This window comes from Bacillus sp. REN3, assembly GCF_017912555.1.
Lineage (GTDB): Bacteria > Bacillota > Bacilli > Bacillales > Cytobacillaceae > Mesobacillus.
In genome coordinates, this window is sequence record NZ_JAERSD010000010.1 from 120,708 (window position 1) to 144,236 (window position 23,529).

24 protein-coding genes are annotated in these 23,529 nt (G+C 45.0%); 4 read left to right on the forward strand and 20 right to left on the reverse strand.

Annotated features, from left to right (window positions below; genetic code table 11):
- Positions 1-148: 148 nt before the first annotated feature.
- On the forward strand, positions 149-718 hold the full coding sequence (locus tag JJQ88_RS11090; protein WP_210365952.1) for a hypothetical protein: 570 nt from the start codon (positions 149-151) through the stop codon (positions 716-718).
- A gap of 32 nt (positions 719-750) precedes the next feature.
- Here JJQ88_RS11090 and zur read toward each other — a convergent pair whose 3' ends face one another.
- From zur to JJQ88_RS11105, 3 genes are read right to left on the reverse strand one after another with little or no spacing between them, the layout of a single operon-like run.
- Complete coding sequence (zur, locus tag JJQ88_RS11095; RefSeq protein ID WP_210365953.1) at positions 751-1,167, reverse strand: zinc uptake transcriptional repressor Zur; 417 nt, start codon at positions 1,165-1,167, stop codon at positions 751-753.
- Between the two features lie 12 nt (positions 1,168-1,179).
- The gene (locus JJQ88_RS11100) at positions 1,180-2,022 is read right to left on the reverse strand and encodes a metal ABC transporter permease (protein WP_210365954.1); all 843 of its coding nucleotides are present in this window, start codon (positions 2,020-2,022) and stop codon (positions 1,180-1,182) included.
- Positions 2,019-2,801, reverse strand: a complete 783-nt coding sequence (locus JJQ88_RS11105) for a metal ABC transporter ATP-binding protein (protein ID WP_210365955.1) — start codon at positions 2,799-2,801, stop codon at positions 2,019-2,021. The genes JJQ88_RS11100 and JJQ88_RS11105 overlap by 4 nt, the downstream gene beginning before the upstream one ends.
- A 160-nt stretch (positions 2,802-2,961) precedes the next feature.
- Here JJQ88_RS11105 and JJQ88_RS11110 point away from each other — a divergent pair, with 160 nt between their 5' ends.
- Positions 2,962-3,216 (forward strand): DUF2624 domain-containing protein, encoded by a 255-nt coding sequence (locus JJQ88_RS11110; protein WP_210365956.1) that lies wholly within the window; start codon positions 2,962-2,964, stop codon positions 3,214-3,216.
- A 39-nt stretch (positions 3,217-3,255) separates the two neighbouring features.
- Here JJQ88_RS11110 and JJQ88_RS11115 read toward each other — a convergent pair whose 3' ends face one another.
- Positions 3,256-4,149 carry a deoxyribonuclease IV gene (locus JJQ88_RS11115; RefSeq protein WP_210365957.1) on the reverse strand — a complete coding sequence of 298 codons (894 nt, stop codon included), beginning with the start codon at positions 4,147-4,149 and terminating at the stop codon, positions 3,256-3,258.
- A gap of 34 nt (positions 4,150-4,183) precedes the next feature.
- Positions 4,184-5,497, reverse strand: a complete 1,314-nt coding sequence (locus tag JJQ88_RS11120; protein ID WP_210365958.1) for a DEAD/DEAH box helicase — start codon at positions 5,495-5,497, stop codon at positions 4,184-4,186.
- 343 nt (positions 5,498-5,840) lie between these two features.
- Between JJQ88_RS11120 and vrrA the strand changes: the two genes are divergently transcribed.
- Together vrrA and JJQ88_RS11130 are read left to right on the forward strand one after the other, a co-directional pair.
- Complete coding sequence (gene vrrA, locus JJQ88_RS11125) at positions 5,841-6,488, forward strand: VrrA/YqfQ family protein (protein ID WP_210365959.1); 648 nt, start codon at positions 5,841-5,843, stop codon at positions 6,486-6,488.
- A gap of 109 nt (positions 6,489-6,597) precedes the next feature.
- Positions 6,598-7,548, forward strand: a complete 951-nt coding sequence (locus tag JJQ88_RS11130) for a 4-hydroxy-3-methylbut-2-enyl diphosphate reductase (protein ID WP_210365960.1) — start codon at positions 6,598-6,600, stop codon at positions 7,546-7,548.
- 48 nt (positions 7,549-7,596) lie between these two features.
- On the opposite strand, the gene JJQ88_RS11135 is transcribed toward JJQ88_RS11130, so the two are convergent.
- The 15 genes from JJQ88_RS11135 to era all read right to left on the reverse strand — a co-directional run bounded on the left by JJQ88_RS11135 (position 7,597) and on the right by era (position 23,144).
- The gene (locus JJQ88_RS11135) at positions 7,597-8,712 is read right to left on the reverse strand and encodes a Nif3-like dinuclear metal center hexameric protein (RefSeq protein ID WP_210365961.1); all 1,116 of its coding nucleotides are present in this window, start codon (positions 8,710-8,712) and stop codon (positions 7,597-7,599) included.
- Entirely contained in the window at positions 8,709-9,419 is a 711-nt protein-coding gene (locus JJQ88_RS11140; RefSeq protein WP_210365962.1) for a tRNA (adenine(22)-N(1))-methyltransferase, read from the reverse strand. Before JJQ88_RS11140 ends, JJQ88_RS11135 begins: the two co-directional genes overlap by 4 nt.
- Positions 9,420-9,536: 117 nt before the next feature.
- Entirely contained in the window at positions 9,537-9,899 is a 363-nt protein-coding gene (cccA, locus tag JJQ88_RS11145) for a cytochrome c550 (protein WP_210365963.1), read from the reverse strand.
- A 175-nt stretch (positions 9,900-10,074) separates the two neighbouring features.
- Positions 10,075-11,214 carry an acyl-CoA dehydrogenase gene (locus JJQ88_RS11150; RefSeq protein WP_210365964.1) on the reverse strand — a complete coding sequence of 380 codons (1,140 nt, stop codon included), beginning with the start codon at positions 11,212-11,214 and terminating at the stop codon, positions 10,075-10,077.
- Between the two features lie 100 nt (positions 11,215-11,314).
- Positions 11,315-11,839 (reverse strand): hypothetical protein, encoded by a 525-nt coding sequence (locus JJQ88_RS11155; protein WP_210365965.1) that lies wholly within the window; start codon positions 11,837-11,839, stop codon positions 11,315-11,317.
- A gap of 405 nt (positions 11,840-12,244) precedes the next feature.
- Positions 12,245-13,378 carry an RNA polymerase sigma factor RpoD gene (gene rpoD / locus JJQ88_RS11160; protein WP_210365966.1) on the reverse strand — a complete coding sequence of 378 codons (1,134 nt, stop codon included), beginning with the start codon at positions 13,376-13,378 and terminating at the stop codon, positions 12,245-12,247.
- Positions 13,379-13,422: 44 nt separating this feature from the next.
- Entirely contained in the window at positions 13,423-15,228 is a 1,806-nt protein-coding gene (gene dnaG / locus JJQ88_RS11165; protein ID WP_210365967.1) for a DNA primase, read from the reverse strand.
- A 15-nt stretch (positions 15,229-15,243) separates the two neighbouring features.
- Positions 15,244-15,729, reverse strand: coding sequence for a YaiI/YqxD family protein (locus JJQ88_RS11170; RefSeq protein ID WP_481748298.1), 486 nt, complete (start codon positions 15,727-15,729; stop codon positions 15,244-15,246).
- Positions 15,730-16,242: 513 nt separating this feature from the next.
- Positions 16,243-17,049, reverse strand: a complete 807-nt coding sequence (locus JJQ88_RS11175) for a pyruvate, water dikinase regulatory protein (RefSeq protein WP_210365968.1) — start codon at positions 17,047-17,049, stop codon at positions 16,243-16,245.
- 31 nt (positions 17,050-17,080) lie between these two features.
- A complete protein-coding gene (gene ccpN / locus JJQ88_RS11180) occupies positions 17,081-17,710 on the reverse strand; it encodes a transcriptional regulator CcpN (protein ID WP_210365969.1) in 630 nt (209 codons plus the stop codon).
- Between the two features lie 148 nt (positions 17,711-17,858).
- Positions 17,859-19,931 (reverse strand): glycine--tRNA ligase subunit beta, encoded by a 2,073-nt coding sequence (gene glyS / locus JJQ88_RS11185; RefSeq protein ID WP_210365970.1) that lies wholly within the window; start codon positions 19,929-19,931, stop codon positions 17,859-17,861.
- Positions 19,924-20,814, reverse strand: coding sequence for a glycine--tRNA ligase subunit alpha (gene glyQ / locus JJQ88_RS11190; protein WP_210365971.1), 891 nt, complete (start codon positions 20,812-20,814; stop codon positions 19,924-19,926). Before glyQ ends, glyS begins: the two co-directional genes overlap by 8 nt.
- Positions 20,815-21,125: 311 nt before the next feature.
- On the reverse strand, positions 21,126-21,878 hold the full coding sequence (gene recO / locus JJQ88_RS11195) for a DNA repair protein RecO (protein WP_210365972.1): 753 nt from the start codon (positions 21,876-21,878) through the stop codon (positions 21,126-21,128).
- Positions 21,879-21,909: 31 nt separating this feature from the next.
- Positions 21,910-22,053, reverse strand: coding sequence for a YqzL family protein (locus JJQ88_RS11200; RefSeq protein WP_210365973.1), 144 nt, complete (start codon positions 22,051-22,053; stop codon positions 21,910-21,912).
- A gap of 173 nt (positions 22,054-22,226) precedes the next feature.
- Entirely contained in the window at positions 22,227-23,144 is a 918-nt protein-coding gene (gene era / locus JJQ88_RS11205) for a GTPase Era (protein ID WP_210365974.1), read from the reverse strand.
- Between the last annotated feature and the right edge of the window lie 385 nt (positions 23,145-23,529).

The following is a 23,529-nucleotide window of genomic DNA, read 5'->3' on the forward strand; positions in this document are numbered from 1 at the left end:
CGCTTTCATAGTGGAGCATTCATTAGTGTTTGCAGTTCAGGTTCATTTCAGCATGGCAATGTTTGTCTGAAAAAGTAAATCTTTTTTAGGGGATGAACATTTGGTAAGATGAAGAAAACAGATATTTTTAACTTTAAGGAGCAAGATAATGAAAAAGCGTTTCGGCATTGATATTGATGGAACGGTAACATGCCCTTCCACCTTTGTTCCATATTTGAATCAGGCATTTAACTTAAACATCACCCTTGATGATATCAAGCAGTATGACTTCATGCCCCTCGTTACGGTTTCAGAAAAAGAATTTTCTTCGTGGTTCACGAAAGTTGAACCCGAAATATATTCAAAATCCCCTCTTGCGAGCGGAGCCAAGGAAATTTTGAAGTCCTGGGAGAAAGAACATGAATTGTACTTTATCAGTGCCAGAGGAAGCCATTTGCTCGAATTGACGAAGGAGTGGTTCACGGCTAATGAAATTCTTTACCATGACATCCATCTGATTGGCTCACATGATAAAATTGAGGCAGCACAAAAATATGATGTCGATATTTTTTTCGAAGATAAACATGATAATGCAGTCGACATCAATCAGGAACTTGGAATCCCCGTCATTCTCTTCAACACTCCATACAACCAGGAACCGACTCCTGAAGGAGTCATCAGGGTCAATAGCTGGAAAGAAGCGAACAGGTGGGTTCAAAACTGGATGGAAAACAATTAAAAAAAACGGCCTCAAAGGCCGTTTTTTTATCCTTATTGCTGGATGCACTCTGGGCATCGTCCGTAAATCTCGAACTTGTGCCCGGAAATATCATAACCGGGAAAATCAGCCTCGATGCTTCTCATCGGACAAGTCTCGATTTCTTTAGTTTTTCCGCAATCAAGACAAATAAAATGATGGTGATGCTCATTATGCGAGCAGGTGAAACGAAAATGTTTTTCACCAGATAGCTCGGTCATTTCAAGGATCCCCAGTTCAGCAAAGACACTCAGGTTCCGGTAAATCGTATCAAAGCTCAGACCCGGATAGCGGTCCTTCATATGTTCCAGAATATCACGCGCTGTCAGGTACCTGTCATTATCAGCAAAAATCTGGAGCATTTCTTCGCGTTTCCCAGTATGCTTATAACCTTGATCCTTCAAAAGTTTCATTGCCTCATGGACATTCATGATACCACCTCGCTAAATAGTCCTGGAGGAAGAAAGCTTCTTGGCCCAGATAGTCAGGACAAGAATAAGGACTGCAATCATGACGATCGTTCCTCCAGGAGCAAGATTCAAATAATAAGAAAGGAACAAACCTCCCAATACTGATATCTCACCGAAAAGAATCGAATAGAAGATTGTCTGCCTGAAGCCTTTCGCAAACCGTATGCTCGCCGCCACAGGCAGTGTCATCAGCGAAGAAACGAGCAGGATGCCGACTATCCTCATCGATGCTGCGATGACAAGCGCAACCATGACAATGAAAATAAAATGTAGCATTTTTGCAGCGATTCCCGTTGCTTTAGCATATTCTTCATCAAAGGATAGCAGGAATAATTCCTTATAAAGTAAAGCAACCAGTAGGATGACAAAAATACTGATGATAGCTATTGTCAACAAGTCTGTCCTGCTTACAGCACTGACACTGCCAAACAAGTAGCTGAACAGGTCTGTATTGAAACCGTCGGCTAATGAAATAAAAATTACGCCTAATCCGATTCCTCCCGACAGGATGATCGGGATGGCCAATTCCTGATAATGCTTGTAAACACTCCTTAATTTTTCAATGAAAAGAGACCCGGCCACCGAGAAAGCCATGCCCATATAGAGAGGGTTCATGCCGCTGAAAACAATGAACTTCTTCTCAAGCAGAAGGCTCGCGGCAATTCCAGCCAGTGTCACATGGCTGAGTGCATCGGCAATCAGCGAAAGCCTGCGGACGACAATGAAAACGCCAAGAAGGGGAGCGATGATCCCAATGATCATTCCGGTTAAAAAGGCATTCTGCAAGAATTCATACTGGAAAAGCCCGCTGATCATGAATGCGCCCCCTCATGCTTATGGTCATGGGTTAAAACCTGGACGTCATGGCCGTAGATTTCCGATAATTCATTGCCCTTCAATTTTTCAAACTCCTCTGTACTTCCATGGAAATGAAGGTTTTTATTCAGGCAGGCAACATCCGTGACCTTATCGGAAATAGTGCCGATATCATGGGTAACCAGAAGCAGTGTAATGCCATCCTGTTTATTGAGCCTTTCAAGCATCTCATAGAAGGAGCTGACGTTTTCCGCATCCACCCCGACTGTAGGCTCATCAAGTATTAGCAATTCCGGTTCCCCTACAAGCGCCCTCGCAATGAACACCCTCTGTTGCTGCCCTCCGGACAATTCACCGATATTCCTGTTCGCGAAGTCTTCCATGCCGACAGCTCGGATCGCCTCCATAATTTTTTTGTTCTCTGCCTTGCTTATGAATTTGAAGAGTCCGAGTTTTTTCGTCAGACCGCTTCCGACCACTTCGAATACCGTAGCCGGGAATCCGGTATTGAAGGAGTTGGCCTTTTGGGAAACGAACCCGATTTTATGCTGGTCTTTGAACTTCCCGATGTCCTGCCCAAAAAGCCGGATAGTTCCCTTTTGGGGCTTGAGCAGCCCGAGCATCAATTTCAGCAAGGTCGATTTTCCGGATCCGTTTGGACCGACGATTGCCAAAAAACTGCCTTTCGCAATTGATAAATTTATATTTTCGAGTACATTCTCTTTGTCATAACGATAATAAAGATTCTGTACCTGGACGATCTCTTTGTTGTTCCCCATCAAAATCACCTGCATATAAGAATCATTCCGATTTACATTAGTAGTATATCTTTTACAAGGGAAAATGTAAACCAAAGCCACCTGGAGATTTATCATTACTGGAAAAAGTAGTCACGATTTCCATAAACTCTTCATACGCTACTATGGAGGAGTGATGACTTTGGCCATTTTTGAAAATATCATTAACCATAAGATCAAAACCATTTCCGCTGATGAACTGCTTAAATATGCTTCACAATTCCAAATTTCCATCACGAAGGAGCAGGCACAGAAAATTGCCAGGTACTTACGGGGAAAGCAAGTGAACATTTTCAATGATTCTGAGCGGACAGCCTTGATTAAAGAAATTGCCCGGATCACAGGGCCGGAAACCGCAAGGCAAGTCAACAAGCTGTTCATCCAATTCACAAAATGACTTCATGGAAAAAGCTGCGCAAAATTGCGCAGCTTTTTTTCACTGATCATTGAAAATGTTGTCGAGCAGGTTTTCATCAAATGTCTTACTTTTTAACATAGCGATCTCATGCTTATAAGGAGCTTTTTTACTGTTCTTGTCTTCACCGACATAAGGTGTCTCAAGAATTTTAGGAATATCCATCAATTGTGGGTGGTGAACAATATAGCTCAATGCCTCAAATCCGATATGGCCAAAACCGATGTTCTCATGGCGGTCTTTCCGCATCCCAACAGCATTCTTGCTGTCATTGATATGCAGTACTTTCAGCCTGTCAAGACCAAGGACCTTGTCGAATTCATTGAGGACTCCATCGAAATCCTCGACAATTGGATAGCCGGCATCATGGGTATGGCATGTATCAAAGCAAACAGAAAGCTTGTCATTATATATCACGCCATCGATGATCATCGCCAGCTCTTCAAATGATTTCCCACATTCAGATCCTTTTCCTGCCATCGTCTCAAGCGCAATCTGGACATTTTCCTTACCTGTCAGCACTTCATTCAGTCCTTCAACAATCTGTTGGATCCCGATTTCTGGACCTGCGCCGACATGGGCTCCAGGATGGAGAACTATCTGTCGTGCACCCAAGGCTTCCGTCCTCTCTATTTCACTTCTGAGGAACCTGACACCCAACTCGAAGGTATCAGGATTTTGTGAGTTGCCTATATTGATGATGTAAGGAGCATGGACGATGATTTGTTCAATCCCGTTCTGTTCCATATGGCGCTGCCCTGCTTCGATATTCAGGTCTTCGATTTTCTTCCTTCTTGTGTTCTGTGGTGCACCTGTATAGACCATAAAAGTATTTGCACCATATGAGACGGCTTCTTCACTAGCCCCTAGCAGCATTTTCTTCCCGCTCATAGATACATGTGAGCCAATTAACATCCTGATCTCTCCCCCGAATTTGCTTTTTGGTCATTTATTTCTTCTTTTTCAAGCGATTATGCCGATTCTTGATTTTATCCATTTCTGCTCTCATCTTTTTCTTATAGCCAGGCTTCACTTTTTTCGGTTTGGAAACGAGTGATTTGGCCATCGTTTGGCCCTCATCCGGCTTTTTCCTTCTGTTTTGGCGTTTGTTCCGTTCGCCTATTTCCACGAGTTCCCCTTTTTTCAAGTCCACATTTTTGAATGCGATGCCCATCTTTTCAAGGCGGGCGAGTGCATCTTCATCCGATTGATCATATATCGTGAGCGCAATGCCCGAGGAGCCAGCGCGACCCGTACGGCCAACCCTGTGGATGTAGAAATCCAGATCGGACGGCAATTCATAATTGATCACATGGCTGATTCCCTGGATATCGATTCCCCTTGCTGCCAAGTCCGTGGCAACAATGTACTGGAATTCCAAATCCTTCACTTGTTTCATGACACGTTTCCGCTCGCGAGGACTTAAGTCGCCATGGATCCTGCCGACTTTCATCCCATTCCTGATCAGCCCATCTGCGATTTCATCCGCCTTTTTCTTCGTGTTGGCGAAAACAATCGCCAGGTACGGATTGAATGCAAGCAAGGCCGAGTGGGTTAATCCGACTTTGTCACGGTGCCTTGAAGGGATAAGGAAGTGTTCGATTTTTTCCGCAGCTGCCTTTTGAGGATCAACCTGGACGTACTTCGGATTTTCCAGATATTTTTTCAGGAACGGCTTAAGCTTTTCAGGAATCGTTGCCGAAAAGACAAGCATCTGGATTTTCTCCGGCATCCTTGCGGCGATCCGGTCAACATCCTCGATGAATCCCATGTCAAGCATCAAGTCGGCCTCATCCACGACAAGGGTGGCTGCCGTGTGGACAGTTAGCGCATTCTCCTTTACAAGGTCATGGATCCTGCCAGGAGTGCCGATGACAATTTGCGGCTGTGCTTTCAGCTTTTCGATTGTCCGCTGTTTATCAGTGCCGCCAATGAAGCATTTTGCGGCGATCCTACCTTCCTGAGGGGCATGCTCTGCAATCTTGAGCACTTCCTGGTAAATCTGGTTCGCAAGCTCCCTTGTTGGTGCAGTGATGATTGCCTGCACTTCATTCCGGGAAGGATCCAGCTTGTCCAAAATCGGCAGTACATAGGCGTGTGTTTTCCCTGTGCCTGTCTGAGACTGCCCGATAACGCTGCCCCCTTTCATGATTGTCGGGATTAGGCGTTCCTGGATCTCGGTAGGCTCATAAAAGCCTAGTTCCTTGACTGCATTTATAATGAATGGCTTGAAGTCATAACGCACAAATTTTGTTTCAGTCATTGAAAATCTCCTTTTTTTCCTTCTGCCTCAAAGAGGGACACAGCTGTTCCGTAAGCTGATAAAGGTTCATCATGTTATTATAATAAAATTTATAGGAAAGTGCCAATCCGTACACATTCATTGAGATCAATGATTGGAAAATACGGAACTCCTATCCATCTCCCCCTCAGCCCAGTGCCAGGATAGGACAGGTTTTTGATTCTGACAGTCCCGCTTTCTTGTTGGTATCCATCTGTCTCATTCCAATAACCAGAATGGCGGAAGAAGAGAAAAAAACCTCAAAAACCAAATCCTTCTGGCTGCATACTCTAATAAGAGAAGATTTTTGAAAGGAGGGATCTCGATGCTTCAGGGACCTCGTATGAATTCACGAGGAATGCGCCCGCCTTTTATGGGACAGCATTCCATGAGACCTTACCCTATGCAGTCAAGTCCGTTTGGGCAAAGACCGATGGCCCCTATGGGAAATTTCCCGCAAATGATGGGAAAGGGTACGCAGCAAAGACAAGGTGGAGGTTTGCTCGCAAAGATCCTGGGGAAAGGAGGCGGTGGCAACAACGCCGGAATGTCGAGCTTTTTAGGGGCGGGCGGAGCTTCCCGCACCAGCTCGGGTGGCGGACTTTTGAAGTCACTGACAAACCCCGGGACAATCAATGGATTTTTGAATAATACCCAGCAGGTCTTGAAAACAGCCCAGCAAATCAGCCCGATGGTCCAGCAATATGGCCCGCTTGTGCGCAACCTCCCTTCGATGTGGAAACTCTATAAAGGTTTGAAAGACCTTCCTGATGCCGATGAAAATAATGAGGAAAAGCCAGCAGCTGAAAATGAAAGAAAAAAGAAGAAAACAAAATTTATGGACAGTAAAACCGGCAATGTGGATTCTTCAAAAAAAACATCTAATACCAAGAAAGCAGATGCTTCAGAAAAAACTGCCAAGGACAAAAAAAATGTCCTAAAGGGTGCTTCTTCCCCAAAGCTGTATATTTAACCAGCCATTGTTCCGAGTCATCCCATAAAAGGAATGTCCTTTTGTAATCTTTCCGCAAGTTTTATATAATGAAAGATAGAATCAGCAGTATGCGCAGGAGGATGACTCAATGAATGTAATTAAAATTTCGCCGCGCGGCTATTGTTATGGCGTTGTTGACGCAATGGTCATCGCGCGCAATGCAGCACTCGACAAAAGCTTGCCACGGCCAATATATATACTTGGGATGATTGTCCATAACAAACATGTTACGGATGCTTTCGAAGAAGAAGGCATCATTACCCTTGATGGCAATAACCGCAAGGAAATCATCGAGAAAGTCGAAGGCGGTACCGTCATATTCACTGCCCATGGCATCTCACCCGAGGTACGTGAACTTGCAAAAGCAAAAGGCCTTGTTGCTATTGACGCTACTTGTCCGGATGTCACGAATACACATAACTTAATTCGTGCCAAGGAAAAGGAAGGCTTCGAAGTGATTTACATCGGCAAGAAAGGGCACCCTGAACCAGAAGGCGCGGTTGGGGTCGCTCCTGACATTGTCCATCTTGTTGAAACAGCTGCTGACGTTGAGGCACTTGATTTGGAAGCGGAAAGATTGATCGTGACTAATCAGACAACCATGAGCCAATGGGATGTTGCCGAGATCATGCAAAAAGTGAAAGAAAAGTTTCCGCACGCGGAAGTCCATAAGGAAATCTGCATGGCAACGCAGGTTCGGCAGGAAGCTGTAGCACAACAGGCGAAAGATGCAGATGTCCTCATCGTCGTCGGCGATCCAAAAAGCAATAACTCCAACCGGCTTGCCCAGGTCTCTGAGGAAATTGCCGGGACAAAAGCCTATCGCATTGCCGATATCTCAGAATTAGATATCGACTGGATCATCGATGCAAACACGGTAGCTGTCACTTCAGGTGCTTCTACGCCTACCCCGATCACGAAGGAAGTCATTTCGTTCCTTGAAAGGTTCGACCCGAATGATCGGTCGACATGGGGCAAGGAGAAAAAAGTTCCTCTTAGCAAGATTTTGCCAAAGGTGAAAAAGACAGCGAGCATATAATTCCTATAAAAAACAGCCTGGACCCTCCAGGCTGTTTTGAATTTGACGTCACAAGAATGTGAATGGGTCAGTGCCGAGCTCGGATGCAATAAAGGATATATCATAGCCTTTCTCGCCGCACAGCTTCTCCATCTTTTTGGCAACTCCCTTTTTCATCACCTTTTCTACATTGTGCCCGGGATCGACCATATTCAATCCGGCCATCATGGCATCATGTGCAGTATGATAATAGATGTCCCCAGTTACATAGACGTCCGCTCCGCGGAATTTCGCCTGTGAATAATATTTATTCCCATCACCGCCGAGAACCGCAACCTTTTTGACTCTCGCCCCTAAATCCCCTACCACTCTGACCTTCTTTACATCGAGGGCTCTCTTCACGTGACTGGCGAAATCTTCAAGTGTCATTTCGTCGATATACCCTATCCTGCCTAGCCCAAGCTTCACTCCATTGTTTTCCAGCGGATAGACATCATACGCCACTTCCTCATACGGATGTGCTTTGATCATTGCATTCAGGATCTTCCTCTCCATGCTCTCGGGGAAGATTGTTTCAATCCTCGCTTCATTTACAGCTTCCAGCATACCTGTCCGGCCAATATGAGGATTGGTTCCTTCCCCTGGCAAGAAACGTCCCTGACCCACTCCGGAAAAAGAACAATGGCTGTAGTTTCCAATGGCTCCAGCCCCTGCATTGCCGAGTGCCCTGCGAAGCTCTTCTGCGTTTTCTTCCGGAACGAAGACAACAAGTTTCCTCAGCCTGTCTTCAAATGTAGGCACGAGCACTTCCGTCCGTTCAAGGCCAAGCGCGTCTGCAAGCAAGTCGTTCACTCCGCCAGGCGCGACATCCAAATTGGTATGGGCAGCGTAGACAGCGATGTCATGCTTGATCAGTTTGCTGATGATTCTTCCTCCAGGCAAATCCGTTGCGATTTTTTGCAGCGGCCTGAATATCGGCGGGTGGTGGGCGATGATCAATTGGACGTTTTTTTCAATTGCCTCATCGACAACTTCCTCTGTAACATCCAATGCTATGAGGACTTTTTGTACCTTCTGGTTTAATGCACCAATCTGAAGTCCTACTTTATCGCCCTCCACGGCATATGCTTGAGGAGAGTATTGTTCGAATAGCTGGATTATTTCGTGGCCATTGACTTTCTTCATATTAGCGCCTCCTCTGCCATTTTGATCTTCTTCTTGATCTCGTGTTTCCGATTCACGGTCTCTTCATTCTGGACAGCCCCCTCAAGCTGCTTCAAGATCCTTTGCCAATTGTTGAGTTCCTGACTCCACTTTTCGATAAAAGCACCAGGCTTTTCTTTTAGCAAAAAAGGGCCAAACAATATTCCTTCTTCAAGCCTGCCTGATTTGTAAGGAGCGAGCGGATCGCCTTTTTCGGCTGCCAGGATTTCGTATATTTTCCCGTCCTCCTTAATGATTTCTTCTTTGATCAGTTCCCAGCCATTCTCTATAAGCCAGCGTCGAACAGCAAAGCTGCCAACATTCGGCTGGAGGACAAGCCGCTCAACGCCTTCAAGCTTTGTTTTCCCCTGTTCCAGGATACTTGAGATCAAGGCTCCGCCCATTCCGGCGATGGTGATGCACTTCACTTCACCAGGACTGACAACGTCAAGGCCATCGCCTTTGCGGACGTCAATCAAGCCAGTCAATCCTTCTGACTCTACCTGAGCCAGCGCTGACTGGAAGGGACCTTCTGCCACTTCTCCCGCTACCGCTTTAGGCACGCGGCCTTTCCTTACGACATGGCAAGGGAGATAAGCATGATCGGAGCCAATATCAGCAAGGCTTGCTCCTTCGGGAATATGGTTCGCCACTGCTTCAAGCCGATTTGATAATCTTTCCACGTTCATCCAAGTCACCTTCTATTAATTGTTTCGCTTTAATAAGTATATGAAAATCGCTCCCCCCTTGTCCAATGCTGGAAAAGCAAAGGACCCTCTGCCAGATGCAAAGGGCCCTTTAAAGGATCATTTCATTTTGGACAGCCATTCGGCCATTTCTTCTTCCTTGCCAGATGCAAGTCCTGGAGGCATGCTGCCTTTACCATTGATCAAAATATCTTTGATTTCATCCTTGGAATACTTGCCGCCAACCTTTTTCAAAGCTGGGCCGGAAACACCCTCATATTGGTTTCCGTGGCAGCCTGCGCATGTCTGCTGATAAAACTCTTCCGGGTTCGCTTTTGCTGTTTCCTCTGTCTTTTCCCCGCCGCCTTTTTTCTCGTCTGCGAGTTGCTTGGCATCGCCAAGGCCTTTGAAAGATAGCAGGAACATTAAGCCAATACCCATTACCATGATCAGTACGAATGGAATGATTGGATTGCGGTTCATCATTTACCCTCCCTTATGTATACCATTACTTTTAAATAATAATTTCACACAATTATTATTCTACTTGAAAAACGTTGGCAGGAAAAGCGAAAAAGCAAACTTTATCACACTTATTCACAATTTAGACAAAAAACTTCATCTCCTGATGAAGTTTTTCGTTTTTATCTTAACCAAATCAGCAGCCAATTAGCCTGGCGATGACCATCCTTTGTACTTCCGAGGTACCTTCTCCAATTTCAAGAAGTTTCGCATCCCTCATATATCTTTCTACTTCATACTCTTTCATATAGCCATACCCTCCATGCACCTGGACTGCCTGATCCGCAACCTCCATTGCGATTTCCGATGCATACAGCTTGCACATGGATGCCTCTTTTGAAAATGGGCGCCCTTGGTCCTTCAGCCATGCCGCTTTATAGACCATGTTCCGCGCAAGTTCGATCTTCATCGCCATATCGGCCAGCTTGAACTGGATCGCCTGGAATTTCGAAATCGGTTTCCCGAATTGTTTCCGCTCCTGTGCGTATTGGAGCGCTTTTTCATAAGCTGCTTGTGCGACGCCAACTGCCATTGCACCAATTCCAATCCTGCCGCCATCCAGGGTGATCAGGAACTGCTTGAACCCCTCTCCTTTCTTGCCGAGCAAGTGCTCGACAGGAACGCGCACATCATCGAGGACCAGTTCGGTCGTATTGGAGGCGTTGAGTCCCATTTTTTCATAGTTATCGATGACGGTGAATCCAGGCGCATCAGTTGGGACGATGACCGCGCTGATTTCCTTGATTCCGTCCTTCTCTCCAGTGATTGCTGTCAAAGCAAGATGCTTGGCATAACTCGCGTTTGTGATGAAGCATTTGCTGCCATTAATGACAAATTCACCGTTATCCTCGACAGCCGTCGTTTGTGTCCCCCCGGCATCAGATCCTGCATTTGGTTCAGTCAGGCCAAATGCACCAAGTGACTCTCCGGTGCAAATCGGAGTAAGATACTTTTGTTTCTGCTCCTCTGTACCAAAGAGATTGATTGGCGCTCCCCCCAATGATATATGAGCCGAGTAGGTGATTCCTGTTGACGCGCAGGCTTTGCTCAATTCTTCCGTTACAATAGCAAAGCTGACCGTATCAGCTCCCGCTCCGCCATATTCTTCTGGAAAAGGAAGACCCAGCATGCCCAGCTCCCCCAGTTTCCTGAAAATTTCTGCGGGAAACTCTTTTGTCCTGTCCCTCTCGATTGCGCCCGGTGCGACCTCTTCCTCAGCGAATTCCTTTATCGTTCTTTTGATCATTGCTTGCTCCGATGTTAAATCAAAATTCATTTTCATCCCCCTTATTGCCAATTGAATGCGTTTACATTTCTAATTATAAGGGGGAAGATATAATTTTCTCAACATTTAAAAACTTTGTAATATTTGAATATTATATAAATATAGAAATTGCCAAGATGATGAGCCCTATTGCACCCGAAATTTTAAACGAAATCAGTTTTCTTTTCGTGCCGATGCCTAGCCATAAAAAACAATTGGCGGCTGTCACGAGATATAGCATGGTAGGCGTCTCAGGAAAAAGAAGCGATGCTCCTTGAATCGTACTCACCAGTAAAACAATCGAAGAAAACAGGAGCGGAAGCAGTTCAGATTTTGATTTGGAAAGGAGGAAAAAAACAATCACAAGAGAGCTTATACCAAAAATTAGGACCAGGGCAATTTGCAATATGATAGTCAATTCAGTAAAATAAAATAAAAATACTGAAAGCGATAACATCATTGCCGCCAACACGGTCAGCTGCCATGAACTCAGATATGATCCATGCTTATTCAACTGTTCAGGATTTCCTTCTGTGTAAAGATTCAGCAAATAGTCGCAGTAATGTTCAGGAAGCATCCGGTTCTGCTTCCAATTATTTATCTCCCGGATGATGACTTTTTTTCGATATTCATCCATTGGCCGCACTTCCTTGTCTATAAAAAAGTAAAATCATCTTTTGTAAGTTCGCCTGCTGATACCTCTGATTCCCATTGCCAGTTAATCAGCAAAGCGCTTCCAACAAACCAATAAAGAAAAGCTTAACTGCTCCGTTCCATGCTCGTTATCCTACATCGCGGAAGGCGGTATTTCCTTTTCGGCTAGATTGGTTGTTATTCACTTCATCAGCGGACGGGACCACGGCGCTTGCAAAGCAATAAATCTCACGCTATAAACAGCACATGAGCTGAGCATGCGACAAGGTTATAAAAAGTGTTTATTTTAAAGCTAGGCTATTTTCGTTTAACAAATGTTTAACAAAGCCAATGTAAAAAAGGAATAATCCACTTTTTATTTTAAAAAGTAAATTATTCCTTTGCAATCTTATTCTAAAAAGTCTTTCAGCCGCTTGCTCCTGCTAGGATGCCTTAGCTTCCGGAGTGCTTTGGCTTCTATCTGGCGGATCCGTTCACGGGTAACGCCGAATACCTTGCCGACTTCCTCAAGGGTGCGCGTTCGGCCGTCATCCAATCCGAAACGGAGCCTTAAAACATTTTCTTCACGGTCTGTCAGGGTATCAAGCACATCCTCCAGCTGTTCCTTCAACAACTCATATGCAGCGTGTTCTGAAGGAGACGTCGCATCCTGGTCTTCAATGAAATCACCGAGGTGGGAATCATCTTCTTCACCAATCGGCGTTTCCAGAGACACAGGCTCCTGGGCAATCTTAAGGATTTCACGAACTTTCTCTGGTGATAAATCCATATCCTCGCCAATTTCTTCTGGTGTTGGTTCGCGTCCCAGATCCTGAAGAAGTTGTCTTTGGACACGAATCAACTTATTGATTGTTTCGACCATATGAACCGGGATTCTGATCGTCCGGGCCTGGTCTGCAATTGCGCGTGTGATGGCTTGGCGGATCCACCAGGTTGCGTAGGTACTGAATTTGAAGCCTTTGCGGTAATCAAACTTTTCCACCGCCTTGATCAAGCCCATATTCCCTTCCTGGATCAAATCGAGGAAGAGCATCCCACGGCCGACATAGCGTTTCGCGATGCTGACGACAAGGCGAAGGTTCGCTTCAGCAAGGCGTCTTTTCGCTTCTTCATCGCCCTGCTCGATCCGTTCGGCAAGCTCGATTTCCTCCTCAGCGGAAAGCAGGTCCACCCGGCCGATTTCCTTAAGATACATCCTGACCGGGTCATTGATCTTGACTCCAGGCGGAACGCTTAAGTCGTTCAGATCAAACTCCTCGTCTTCTTCCTTGGCAAGCTCCTGGATGTTAGGGTCTTCGGCATCGTCGCTATCTCCGACCAGCTCGATTCCCTGTTCGCCCAAGTATTCATAATACTCATCCATTTGATCGGAATCAAGCTCAAAGCTTGATAGCCTCTCAGCAATATCATCATAAGCAAGGACGCCTGTTTTTTTGCCCAGTGCAGTTAACTGGTCTTTCACTTGTTCCACTGTCACTTCATTTTCAGTGACTTCATTAGAACGGGCTGACTTTTCAGCCATAGGTCCCCCTCCTTCCAAAAATCAAAAACAACCAGCATCATGAACTATAAAGTCTTGCGAAGTTGAATGATTTCCGCGGCTATTTGCATGGCTCGCGAGAATTCGCTTTGTCGCTCTGCCTGTTTTTGTTCTGCCATTTTTTCCTTTATTGTTAACATTTTTTGATGGTTCAACACCTGCTTGATATAATCTGATAATTCCTGCTCGCTTAATTCTTCATTAAGCTCCATCATCTCTATATCAGCAACGACCCTTTTCAGCTTTTTGTCCTGAAGATCATCCAGGAATGCGACTGGGTCGGGATCATTTCCTTTTTCATAGTATGCAAATAAATAAGTAATAATAGCCTGGTGTTCATCAATATTGAACATGTTTCCCTGAAGCATTTCCTGCACCTTGTATGCAGTTTCAGCATTTCTCATCATATGGAAAATCAAGCACCGCTCCGCTTTATGGTATGCAGGCTTGAGTCCAGTACGGGTGGTAACTGCTAAAGTCTTTTCTACCGGGCGGACACTTTCATGATTTTTCCGGTCCGCAGGACGAGTATATTGATTTTGCTGCTGGACCAATGCCTCAAGCGACAGTGAAAACTCATCCGCAAGTTGCCTTAAGTATAGGTCCTTTTCAACCGCTTTATCCAGCTTGCTGATTTCTTTCAGTACTTCTTCGATATATTGAAGGCGATCTCCTTCATTCTGAAGGTTTTTCCCTCTCCGGTAATATAAAAGCTTGAAAGACATTAGCGTTGAACTGGAACCAATCACATCATTCCTGAATTTATCCTCGCCATAGGCTTTTATGAAATCATCAGGATCAAGTCCATCCGGCATGAGGGCGACCTTGACCGTCAGCCCAAATCCGGAAAGCATGTTAGAGGCTCTGAAGGCTGCTTCTACACCGGCTTTATCGGAATCATAGCAAATCGTGATTGTATGGGCATGTCTTTTCAAAAATGAAATATGCTCTTCAGTCAAGGATGTTCCCATTGTGGCAATACCGTTTTCAACGCCGGCACGATTGGCAGAAATGACATCCGCAAAGCCTTCGAACAGCACGGCATTCTGCTGTTTACGGATGGATGGCCTGGCAAGATGGAAATTGTATAATACTCTGCTCTTATTGAAAATTGGCGTTTCGGGGCTATTTAAATACTTGGGTTCATCCTTCCCAAGAGCCCTGCCAGAGAAAGCGATTGTATTTCCCTGGTGGTCGATGATTGGAAACATGATCCTGTGCCTGAATCTGTCAAAAAAAGTCCCATCCTTCTCACTTTGGATAACCAGGCCAGCTTTTCGCATCAACTCCAGCGAAAACCCTCTTTTCTCCAGTAGCTTTGCAGCAAAATCCCATGAATCGAGGGCATAGCCAATTTGGAACTTTTCAATTGATTCCATCGTGAAGCCTCTGCCAAGCAGGTATTCCAGTGCCTCTTGACCTTCTTTTGTATTCACCAGCAAATGATGGTAGAATTTAGAAAGAAGCTCATGCGCCTCAATCATCCATTTCGTGTCTTCCGGTAAACGCTGATTTTTGCTTGATGCCACTCCTTCAAGCTGAAGGTCGATGTTTCCCCTGGCTGCTAGCTTGACTGCCGATTCCTGAAAGGAAAGGCCGTCGATTTCCATTAAAAATGAAAAAACATTGCCGCCAGCACCACATCCAAAGCAGTGGTAAATCTGCTTATCTGGGGATACTGAGAATGAAGGGGAATTTTCCCCATGGAAAGGGCAGAGCCCAAAGTAATTGCGGCCTTGTTTTTTCAGCTGGACATAATCGCCAACGACATCGACAATATCAACTGCCTGCCGGATTTCGTTCACTTTTTCCTCGGCAATCCTCTCTGCCATATGCATGACCTCTAATTAGTTGTGATTCCTTGAACATGCCTTGAAATTCGACAAAAGCATGCTCAATCCCTTTATGAACTTTTCCCTATCCCTTTCAGTATAGGCTTTAGGTCCTTTTCCATGGACCCCTTGCCTTCTTGCCTTCGCCGAGAGGTGCCTCAGCTCAAGAGCAGTTCGCATTCCTTTTTCTTCAAATAGAATTCCCCTTGGAGAGATGGCATAAACCCCTTTCGCGAGGAGCGTGGAAGCAAGTCCGATGTCCTGCGTTACGGCAAAATCACCTTTCTTCACATGGTTCATTATATAAAGATCCACAGCCTCCTTATGAGAATCAACGAATACCCAGTTCTGACCCTGAAGGTCATTTTTCATATGGGCATAGGAAGCAACAAAAATGGCTTCCATGGAAAACTCTGAAGCAATTTCGACAATTTGCTTTACGACCGGACAAGAGTCAGCATCGACAAAAAGAGTCTGGTTGTTGATTTCACTAGTACTAATTCTACATCACCCCGCATTTTCCTTCTTCCATACTGCATTTTTTAAAAAGGGGGAATTTGTCGATTTTTTTCTCGACCAATATCTTGACATCTGATAATATTTAGTTTATTCGTATTCAGGCAACTCTAAACCTAATGCAATGTATTTTTATCACAATTTTTTATTATAGTATAAGTGACTCTATATTTCCATTATTTCGGCTTGGATTTCCTGACATTTTTCAAAAAAAGATATGGTGCAATTACCTGTTGTTTTCTATTCCAGACATTTCGCTTTCCACGGCCGTGCCGGGGAGGCTCCTAAGAGCCACCGACTCAAAGGTTTTTCCATGCACCATATTCCCAGGACACTTAAATGAACTTCCTTGAATTCACCCACCCAAGAAGGAATTTCGTTAGCATTTTCGAGGAGTAATCCTGCCTTCCAACAAGGCATCCCTTATCAAACTAGTCTAAAACATAGCCAGACAAAAGAAAAGCACATACAAAAATTGATATGTGCGGAAGCAAATCATTATTTATTCCGGATCCGGTTCAATATTAGATTTGCTGTTTCTTCAACTGCTTTATTGGTCACATCGATGATCGGGCAGCCTATTTTCTCGACGACACCATCAAAGAATCGGATTTCTTCTTTTATTCTCTCTATATTTGCGTAGATTGCACTATCACTCAAGCCGAGCGAAATCAGGCGTTCCTTCCGGATTTGGTTAAGCTTGTCAGGTGAAATCCTTAAGCCGAAACATTTTTCCTTAGGCACAAGGAAAAGCTCTTCCGGAGGGTCCACTTCAGGTACGATCGGTACATTGGCTACTTTGTAGCGATTGTGTGCCAGATATTGTGACAACGGTGTCTTGGAGGTCCTTGATACACCCACCAACACGATATCAGCCTTGAGAATGCCTCTCGGGTCCCTGCCATCATCATATTTCACCGCAAATTCGATTGCTTCTACTTTCTTGAAATAATCCTCGTCAAGCTTACGGACCAGGCCTGGTTCATACAAAGGCGTTTTCCCGCTTAGCTCTTGGATCTGCCGCATCAACGGACCGAGGAGATCGCAAGCAAAAACACCTTCTTGACCAGCTTTTTCAATTAAGTACTCGGTTACCTCTGGTTTTACCAGCGTAAAAGCAATCATCCCTCCGTCACTTTTGGCAAGTGAGACAACATCGTCTATATGTAGTTTATCTTCAACGTAAGGATATCTTCTTATGGACACATTTATATGCTCAAATTGGCTGATGGCAGCCCTAGTTACTTGCTCAGCTGTTTCCCCGACAGAGTCGGACACCACATAAATTATTGGCGAATTTGTCATATGCTGTTTTCAACCCCTCTCAAACTTGCTCTCAATCCTCAGCCAAGGCTACGAATGCCTTGGTAATGTTTGTTTTTGTCAGCCTGCCGACAATCTCGTACCCCCCGTCTGCCTCCTTTATGACTGGAAGTGCATCGATCTGTTTCTCAATCAGTTCTTTCGCAGCATCGATCAGCAGATCATCCCGGCGGCATACCGTGATATTTGGCATCCTGGTCATGATGATGTTCACCGGCAATGTAGATAATTCCTGGTTTCCGATGCTTGCCCTCAACAAATCTTTACGGGAAAGTACTCCGACAAGTTTGGATGTTTTATCGACAACAAACAGCGTGCCGACATCCTCGAGAAACATCGTGACAATCGCATCGTACACGGAGACATGTTCCGGAACCACTACAGGAATCGATTGATACTCCCTCACCTGAATCTTCCTTAAGTTTTCGGATAGAAGCTGGGGACCTGTTTTCCCAGTATAAAAATAGCCTACTCGCGGCCGGGCATCCAAGTATCCAGCCATAGTAAGGATGGCAAGGTCTGGTCTTAATGTCGCTCTAGTCAAATTAAGCCTTTCCGCTATGTGCTCTCCCGTAATTGGTCCGTTTTCCTTGACGATTTGCAGGATTTGTTCCTGCCGCTTGCTCAGTTCGATTGTCCTCACCACCTATCAGCATGATTTGTTCAGCCATACTTTTATACAAGTATTATATCCTATTGGGGCAGATTAGGAAGGTTGTATTTTTTGTCCGTAACACCCGTGCCCAAAAACGGTAAAGTGTCTCCATCAAGGAAGACACTTTTCACGCTTGTTACTTTAAGACAATATCATTTACCTTCGCAAGCTTCATGATCAGCGCTGCAAGGCCAGCCATCTGATTCAAGCGGTTTTCTCGTATATCGGCTGAATCAGACATAACCATCGTATTGTCAAAATATTGGTTGATTTCGGGCTTCATCTCCACAAGGCTCCGATAATAGGATTCCATATCCATGCCGGTTTCTGCAGCCATTCCAAGCTCGAGATATTTTTCATACAAGTTCTTTTCGTGCATATTCTCAAATAACTCTGGATCGATTTCTCCCATTACATCCTTTTTGCTTGCGATATTGAGCACCCTGCTCAGTGCCTCCATGCTTTCCTTGAATCCCGCCTCGGTGCTGGCTGCCTGCAGAATATCCGCTTTCTCGACCAGCCTTGAAACAATACCGATTTCACCGCCAAGGACTGCTTCAATGATGTCATAACGGATTCCACGCTCCTGCAGAAAGTGTTTCAAACGTAATTTAAAGAATTGGATAAGCTCAAGGTAGACTTCTTCACTTGGCCGTTTCCCAATACCATCTTCAGAAATCAAATTGAGTGAAATACCAATCAAAGTTTCCATTGTGATATTCCATTGCTTTTCTATCAGAATTTGGACAATGCCTGTTGCCTGCCTTCTTAGCGCATATGGATCCTGCGAGCCACTCGGGATGATTCCGAGTGAAAAGAAAGAATTGATCGTATCGATTTTATCAGCAACAGCCACCAGGGCGCCTGCAGTTGTTCCCGGGACATCGTCTTCGGCGTTCCTTGGCATGTAATGCTCGTTTATCGCAGCAGCGACTTCCGGAGATTCTCCCTTTTGGAGAGCGTATTTCTCCCCCATGATTCCCTGGAGTTCAGGAAATTCATATACCATCTGCGAAACCAAATCGAATTTGCTGATTTCCGCCGCCCTGTCAGCTGCTTTTTTGACATCCGGCGAGAATTCCAGTCGGTCTGCCAGTAATTTGACAACCTTGCGGACTCTCCTGCTCTTATCTGCAACGGTCCCGATGCCTTCATGGTAAACGATTGAATCCAACTTATTTAAAGCCGTTTCAATTTTGAGTTTCTGATCCTCTTTGTAAAAGAATGCAGCATCTGCCAATCTTGCCCTCAATACTTTTTCGTTTCCGCGTGCCACTTGTTCAATATGAAGGTGATCTCCATTCCTTACTGTTACAAAGTGTGGAAGCAATTCCCCAGCCTGGGACTTTACTGGGAAGTAGCGCTGGTGCTCCTTCATCGAGGTAATCAGGACCTCATCCGGAATTTCAAGGAACTCCTCTTCGAACCTTCCATACAGAGCGGTTGGGTACTCAACAAGGTTGTTTACTTCTTCGAGCAAATCTTCATCGACCGGAATGACCCAGCCATTTTCTTCTTCAATTTTCTCCAGTTGGGACAGAATGGCTGCCTTCCTCTTTTCCGCATCAGCTACAACATATTGTCCGAGGAGAATCTCCTCATATTCTTCCGGGGTATTGATCACGGCTTCTTCACCGAGGAAACGATGTCCTCTCGTCACATTGCCAGTCTGGACCCCAGCAGCTTCAAAGTGGATGACTTCGCTTCCGAACATCGCGACAAGCCATTTGATCGGCCGAACGTATCTGATGTCAAGATCGGCCCAGTGCATATTTTTAGGGAAGGTCAAACCAAGGACAATCCCTTTAAGTTCTGATAGCAAATCTGCTGTCTGTTGTCCTTTGATGAATTTCTTTACATGGGCATATTCGATGCCATTGATTTCCTTGAAATAGATGTCATCAACAGACATACCTTGCCCTCGGCTAAATCCAACTGCAGCTTTCGACCACTCCCCCGTCTCGGTAAGAGCGATTTTCTTTGCCGGGCCTTTGGCTTCTTCCTCGCTGTCTTCCTGACGTTCCTCGACATTCATCACAAGCACTGCGAGCCTGCGGGGAGTCGAATATTTTTCGATTGATTCAAAGCCTATGTTATGGCTCGATAGCCAATTCTGCACTTTCGAAGCAAGCTGATTGATTGAATCAGTGATAAACCTTGCAGGCAATTCTTCTAATCCGATTTCAAGCAGTAGATTTCGCTCACTCATTTTCAACCTGCTCCTTCCGTTTAATGATTGGGAAACCAAGCTTTTCCCTTTCCTCGTAAAAAGTTTTTGCAACCTTCTTTGCAAGATTCCGGCAGCGGGCGATATACCCTGTTCTTTCTGTTACCGAAATCGCTCCACGCGCATCAAGTAAATTAAAGACATGGGAGCACTTCAGCACATAGTCATATGCAGGATGCACCAGTCCTTCATCCATCTGGCGGCTGGCTTCCTTTTCAAAGGTATTGAAAAGGTTGAACAGCATATCCTGATCGGACGTTTCAAAAGTGTATTTGGAATGCTCGAACTCCGCTTGCCCAAAGATATCCTTCACGGTAAACCCGTTCGTCCATTCCAGGTCGAAGACGTTTTCCTTATCCTGGATGTAGGAAGCAAGCCTTTCAATTCCGTATGTAATTTCTACGGACACCGGCTTGCAGTCTAATCCGCCAACCTGCTGAAAGTAGGTGAATTGCGTAATCTCCATTCCATCAAGCCAAACCTCCCAGCCTAGTCCTGCGCAGCCAAGGGAAGGGTTTTCCCAGTTGTCCTCAACAAAACGGATATCATGCTCAAGCGGATCGATGCCAAGTGCTTTCAGCGAATCGAGATAAATTTCCTGGATATTGTCGGGTGAAGGCTTCATGATTACCTGGAACTGGTGATGCTGGTAAAGCCTGTTAGGGTTTTCTCCATACCTGCCGTCCGCTGGCCGGCGGGATGGTTCGACGTACGCCACATTCCAGGGCTCTGGACCAATTGCCCTTAGGAATGTATACGGACTCATCGTTCCTGCCCCTTTTTCGACATCATATGCCTGCATCAAGATGCAGCCTTGCTGGGACCAATGTTTTTGCAATGTAAGGATCATATCTTGAATGTTCATTTGTACACCTCCGAAAATTGTTTACTGTGATGATTGATTTGCTGTTTCTAGACAAATAAAAAACTCCCGTCCCCTATGCAGCGAATTCGTGCATAGGGACGAGAGTTTACCCGCGGTTCCACCCTACTTGCTGCCGTAGCAGCCTCTTTGACAGAAAAGTGTCGCTCCAGAACGCCTTCCTCAATTTTCTGCAGTCCGGCTCACACCATACCCGGATTCGCTCGTGCAGAGTGAATTAAGTACTCTTTTCCTTCTCAGCAACAATATGATTTAACTTGAATGATAGCGAATAGCATGAGCAATGTCAATACCTACAGCTTATCCCTGAATGAATCCATTTGGTCAAGAAATTTCCTCGTCTTGAGATAAAGACCGGAATACTCATCATAATAAGCATGGATGACCTGCTTAAGCTCGGCCTTTGTTTCCTGTTTAACCGAGACTTCTCCCAGACGGCTGAGGTCCAGCAGATAAAACAGGCGAAGAAGCCTTGCCGTTCCAGGATGGATCTTGATCCGGTATGGGTCTTTTTCAAAGCAACGGTGGCAAATGAGACCGCCTTCCTTGATTGAAAAATCATAGTTCCCTTCGGTGCTTCCGCAAAATGAGCATCTGTCAAGGACAGGGTACAATCCCTGGACATTCAGCATTTTCATTTCATATATATTTGTAAGGATATCGAGATCGTAGCCTTCGTTCATATAATTCAGCGTCTGCAGCAGCAGTTCGAATAAATAAGGATTGGTTTTTTTCTCTTCAGTGACCTTATCTGTAAGGTCAACGATATAACTTGCATGGGCCGTCAGGAAAATATCTTCCCTGATCGCTCTCATCGAGGAAATCATCTCTCCTTGCTGGAGGCTGCCAAGCCCTGTGCCCTTCTGGATTAAAAAATGGCCATAAGTAAAAAGCTGGGTGACGGCCGCCAGCCTGCTGCTGGGCTTCTTCGCACCACGAGCCATCACACCAACTTTCCCAAGTTCCCTTGTATATAAAGTGACAATTTTATTCGCTTCACCGTAATCGGTTGTTCTAATGACGATGCCTTCGCATTTATGCAGCATCCATGTTCACCATCCATTACTGCAGACAAACCTATGAAATTGGATAATCAACCTCTGCTAGTTCTTCCTCCTGATAACCGGGTATTTCTTGTGTGTCCTTCTCTAATTCCTTGAAGAGAAGATATGTGTCAATGTTACCTGTCTGAGAAAAGACCTTCCAGGTAAAATCCAACATCGAAAACCCCACCTTTCAATTTTTGACTAGCAAATTCAAACATCCCAAAATCCTTAACAATATCATAGCCTGCCATCCAAATTTTCATGTTACATAAAAATTGTTAATCCCGACCACGAATAAAATTCTGCCTCTGCTAATATGTTAATGATGGAGAACAATGTCATACAGGCTTAGTACTCATCTTCCCTGAAACCAAAGTCACGGAGTTGGGACACCTTATTTCTCCAATCTTTCTGGACCTTTACCCATAATTCAAGAAATACTTTCGTGCCTAGCAGATTTTCAATGTCCACACGAGCCTTCTTGCCAATTTCCTTCAGCATGCTGCCCTGCTTTCCAATAACGATTCCTTTCTGGGAATCCCGTTCGACGATGATTGTGGCCATGATATGGACCATGTCTTTTTCAGGCTGTCGTTCCATCTTCTCGATCATAACAGCGAGGGAATGCGGTATTTCCTCACGTGTCATATGAAGCGCTTTTTCCCTGATCAGTTCTGACACGATGAAACGTTCAGGGTGGTCCGTTACCTGGTCCGCCGGGTAAAACTGCGGACCTTCAGGCATCTTTTCCTTGATTTGTCCAAGCAGTCTTTCAATATTATTCCCCTCAAGGGCAGAAATGGGCACGATTTCCGAGAAAGGATACTTTTCCTTATAATTCTCGATCAGTTCCAAAAGCCTGTCAGGATGGATAAGATCAATCTTATTGATAACCAGGAACACCGGGGTTTTAACATTCCGCAGCTTCTCGATGATGAATTCTTCCCCTCGCCCGTAACCTTCCTGGGCATTGACCATGAACAAAATCAAGTCCACTTCCTTCAATGTATTCTGGGCAACCTTCATCATGAAATCACCCAATCTGTGTTTCGGTTTGTGGATTCCTGGTGTATCGATGAAAATCAACTGGGAATCCTCAAGCGTCAGGACTCCTTGCACCTTGTTACGAGTCGTCTGCGGCTTATCGCTCATGATAGCGATCTTTTGGCCGATAACTCGATTGAGGAAAGTTGATTTTCCGACATTTGGTCTGCCAATGATTGAAATAAAGCCTGATTTATGATTTTTATTCTCCGTATTATTCATTTTGTAATTCCCTTCTCCACTATATTTTAACTTATTTTTACTGAAATTTCATCGTTTGTAGCGAAAATGAAACATAAAATTTTTAATTTTCTAAAAATATTTCCACAGTGTTAATACTCTGTTTAGTTATTGTACTTAAGTTTTTCCCGGTTTTCAAACAGGCTAAAACTCGAGGATGAGCCATCCAGACCAGTTTCAAATCCGCCTGCTAGAGGCACTTTTCCGTGCAGGGCAAATCAACACAGGGAACCGCCGCCCAGTTTTCTGGGTAACTGCGAAAAAAAGAAAAGTTGCCTTGATAAGGCAACTCAGTTTGTAGACAAAAGGGGTTCGGAATGCTCACATTCCGAACCCCTTTTTGAATTTCATCGGATTTTTCAAAGGA

What these genes read in the sequence shown, in the direction of transcription:
- zur (WP_210365953.1), bottom strand. Translation starts at nt 1,167, where the DNA reads ATGAATGTCCATGAGGCAATGAAACTTTTGAAGGATCAAGGTTATAAG.
- JJQ88_RS11115 (WP_210365957.1), bottom strand. Translation starts at nt 4,149, where the DNA reads ATGTTAATTGGCTCACATGTATCTATGAGCGGGAAGAAAATGCTGCTA.
- JJQ88_RS11090 (WP_210365952.1), top strand. Translation starts at nt 149, where the DNA reads ATGAAAAAGCGTTTCGGCATTGATATTGATGGAACGGTAACATGCCCT.
- JJQ88_RS11135 (WP_210365961.1), bottom strand. Translation starts at nt 8,712, where the DNA reads ATGAAGAAAGTCAATGGCCACGAAATAATCCAGCTATTCGAACAATAC.
- JJQ88_RS11120 (WP_210365958.1), bottom strand. Translation starts at nt 5,497, where the DNA reads ATGACTGAAACAAAATTTGTGCGTTATGACTTCAAGCCATTCATTATA.
- JJQ88_RS11175 (WP_210365968.1), bottom strand. Translation starts at nt 17,049, where the DNA reads ATGACAAATTCGCCAATAATTTATGTGGTGTCCGACTCTGTCGGGGAA.
- JJQ88_RS11140 (WP_210365962.1), bottom strand. Translation starts at nt 9,419, where the DNA reads ATGAACGTGGAAAGATTATCAAATCGGCTTGAAGCAGTGGCGAACCAT.
- JJQ88_RS11105 (WP_210365955.1), bottom strand. Translation starts at nt 2,801, where the DNA reads ATGGGGAACAACAAAGAGATCGTCCAGGTACAGAATCTTTATTATCGT.
- JJQ88_RS11200 (WP_210365973.1), bottom strand. Translation starts at nt 22,053, where the DNA reads ATGTTGGATTTTACCTGGAAGGTCTTTTCTCAGACAGGTAACATTGAC.
- glyQ (WP_210365971.1), bottom strand. Translation starts at nt 20,814, where the DNA reads ATGAACATTCAAGATATGATCCTTACATTGCAAAAACATTGGTCCCAG.
- JJQ88_RS11100 (WP_210365954.1), bottom strand. Translation starts at nt 2,022, where the DNA reads ATGATCAGCGGGCTTTTCCAGTATGAATTCTTGCAGAATGCCTTTTTA.
- rpoD (WP_210365966.1), bottom strand. Translation starts at nt 13,378, where the DNA reads ATGGCTGAAAAGTCAGCCCGTTCTAATGAAGTCACTGAAAATGAAGTG.
- glyS (WP_210365970.1), bottom strand. Translation starts at nt 19,931, where the DNA reads ATGAGTGAGCGAAATCTACTGCTTGAAATCGGATTAGAAGAATTGCCT.
- era (WP_210365974.1), bottom strand. Translation starts at nt 23,144, where the DNA reads ATGAATAATACGGAGAATAAAAATCATAAATCAGGCTTTATTTCAATC.
- vrrA (WP_210365959.1), top strand. Translation starts at nt 5,841, where the DNA reads ATGCTTCAGGGACCTCGTATGAATTCACGAGGAATGCGCCCGCCTTTT.
- recO (WP_210365972.1), bottom strand. Translation starts at nt 21,878, where the DNA reads ATGCTGCATAAATGCGAAGGCATCGTCATTAGAACAACCGATTACGGT.
- cccA (WP_210365963.1), bottom strand. Translation starts at nt 9,899, where the DNA reads ATGAACCGCAATCCAATCATTCCATTCGTACTGATCATGGTAATGGGT.
- dnaG (WP_210365967.1), bottom strand. Translation starts at nt 15,228, where the DNA reads ATGGCAGAGAGGATTGCCGAGGAAAAAGTGAACGAAATCCGGCAGGCA.
- JJQ88_RS11130 (WP_210365960.1), top strand. Translation starts at nt 6,598, where the DNA reads ATGAATGTAATTAAAATTTCGCCGCGCGGCTATTGTTATGGCGTTGTT.
- JJQ88_RS11155 (WP_210365965.1), bottom strand. Translation starts at nt 11,839, where the DNA reads ATGGATGAATATCGAAAAAAAGTCATCATCCGGGAGATAAATAATTGG.
- JJQ88_RS11150 (WP_210365964.1), bottom strand. Translation starts at nt 11,214, where the DNA reads ATGAATTTTGATTTAACATCGGAGCAAGCAATGATCAAAAGAACGATA.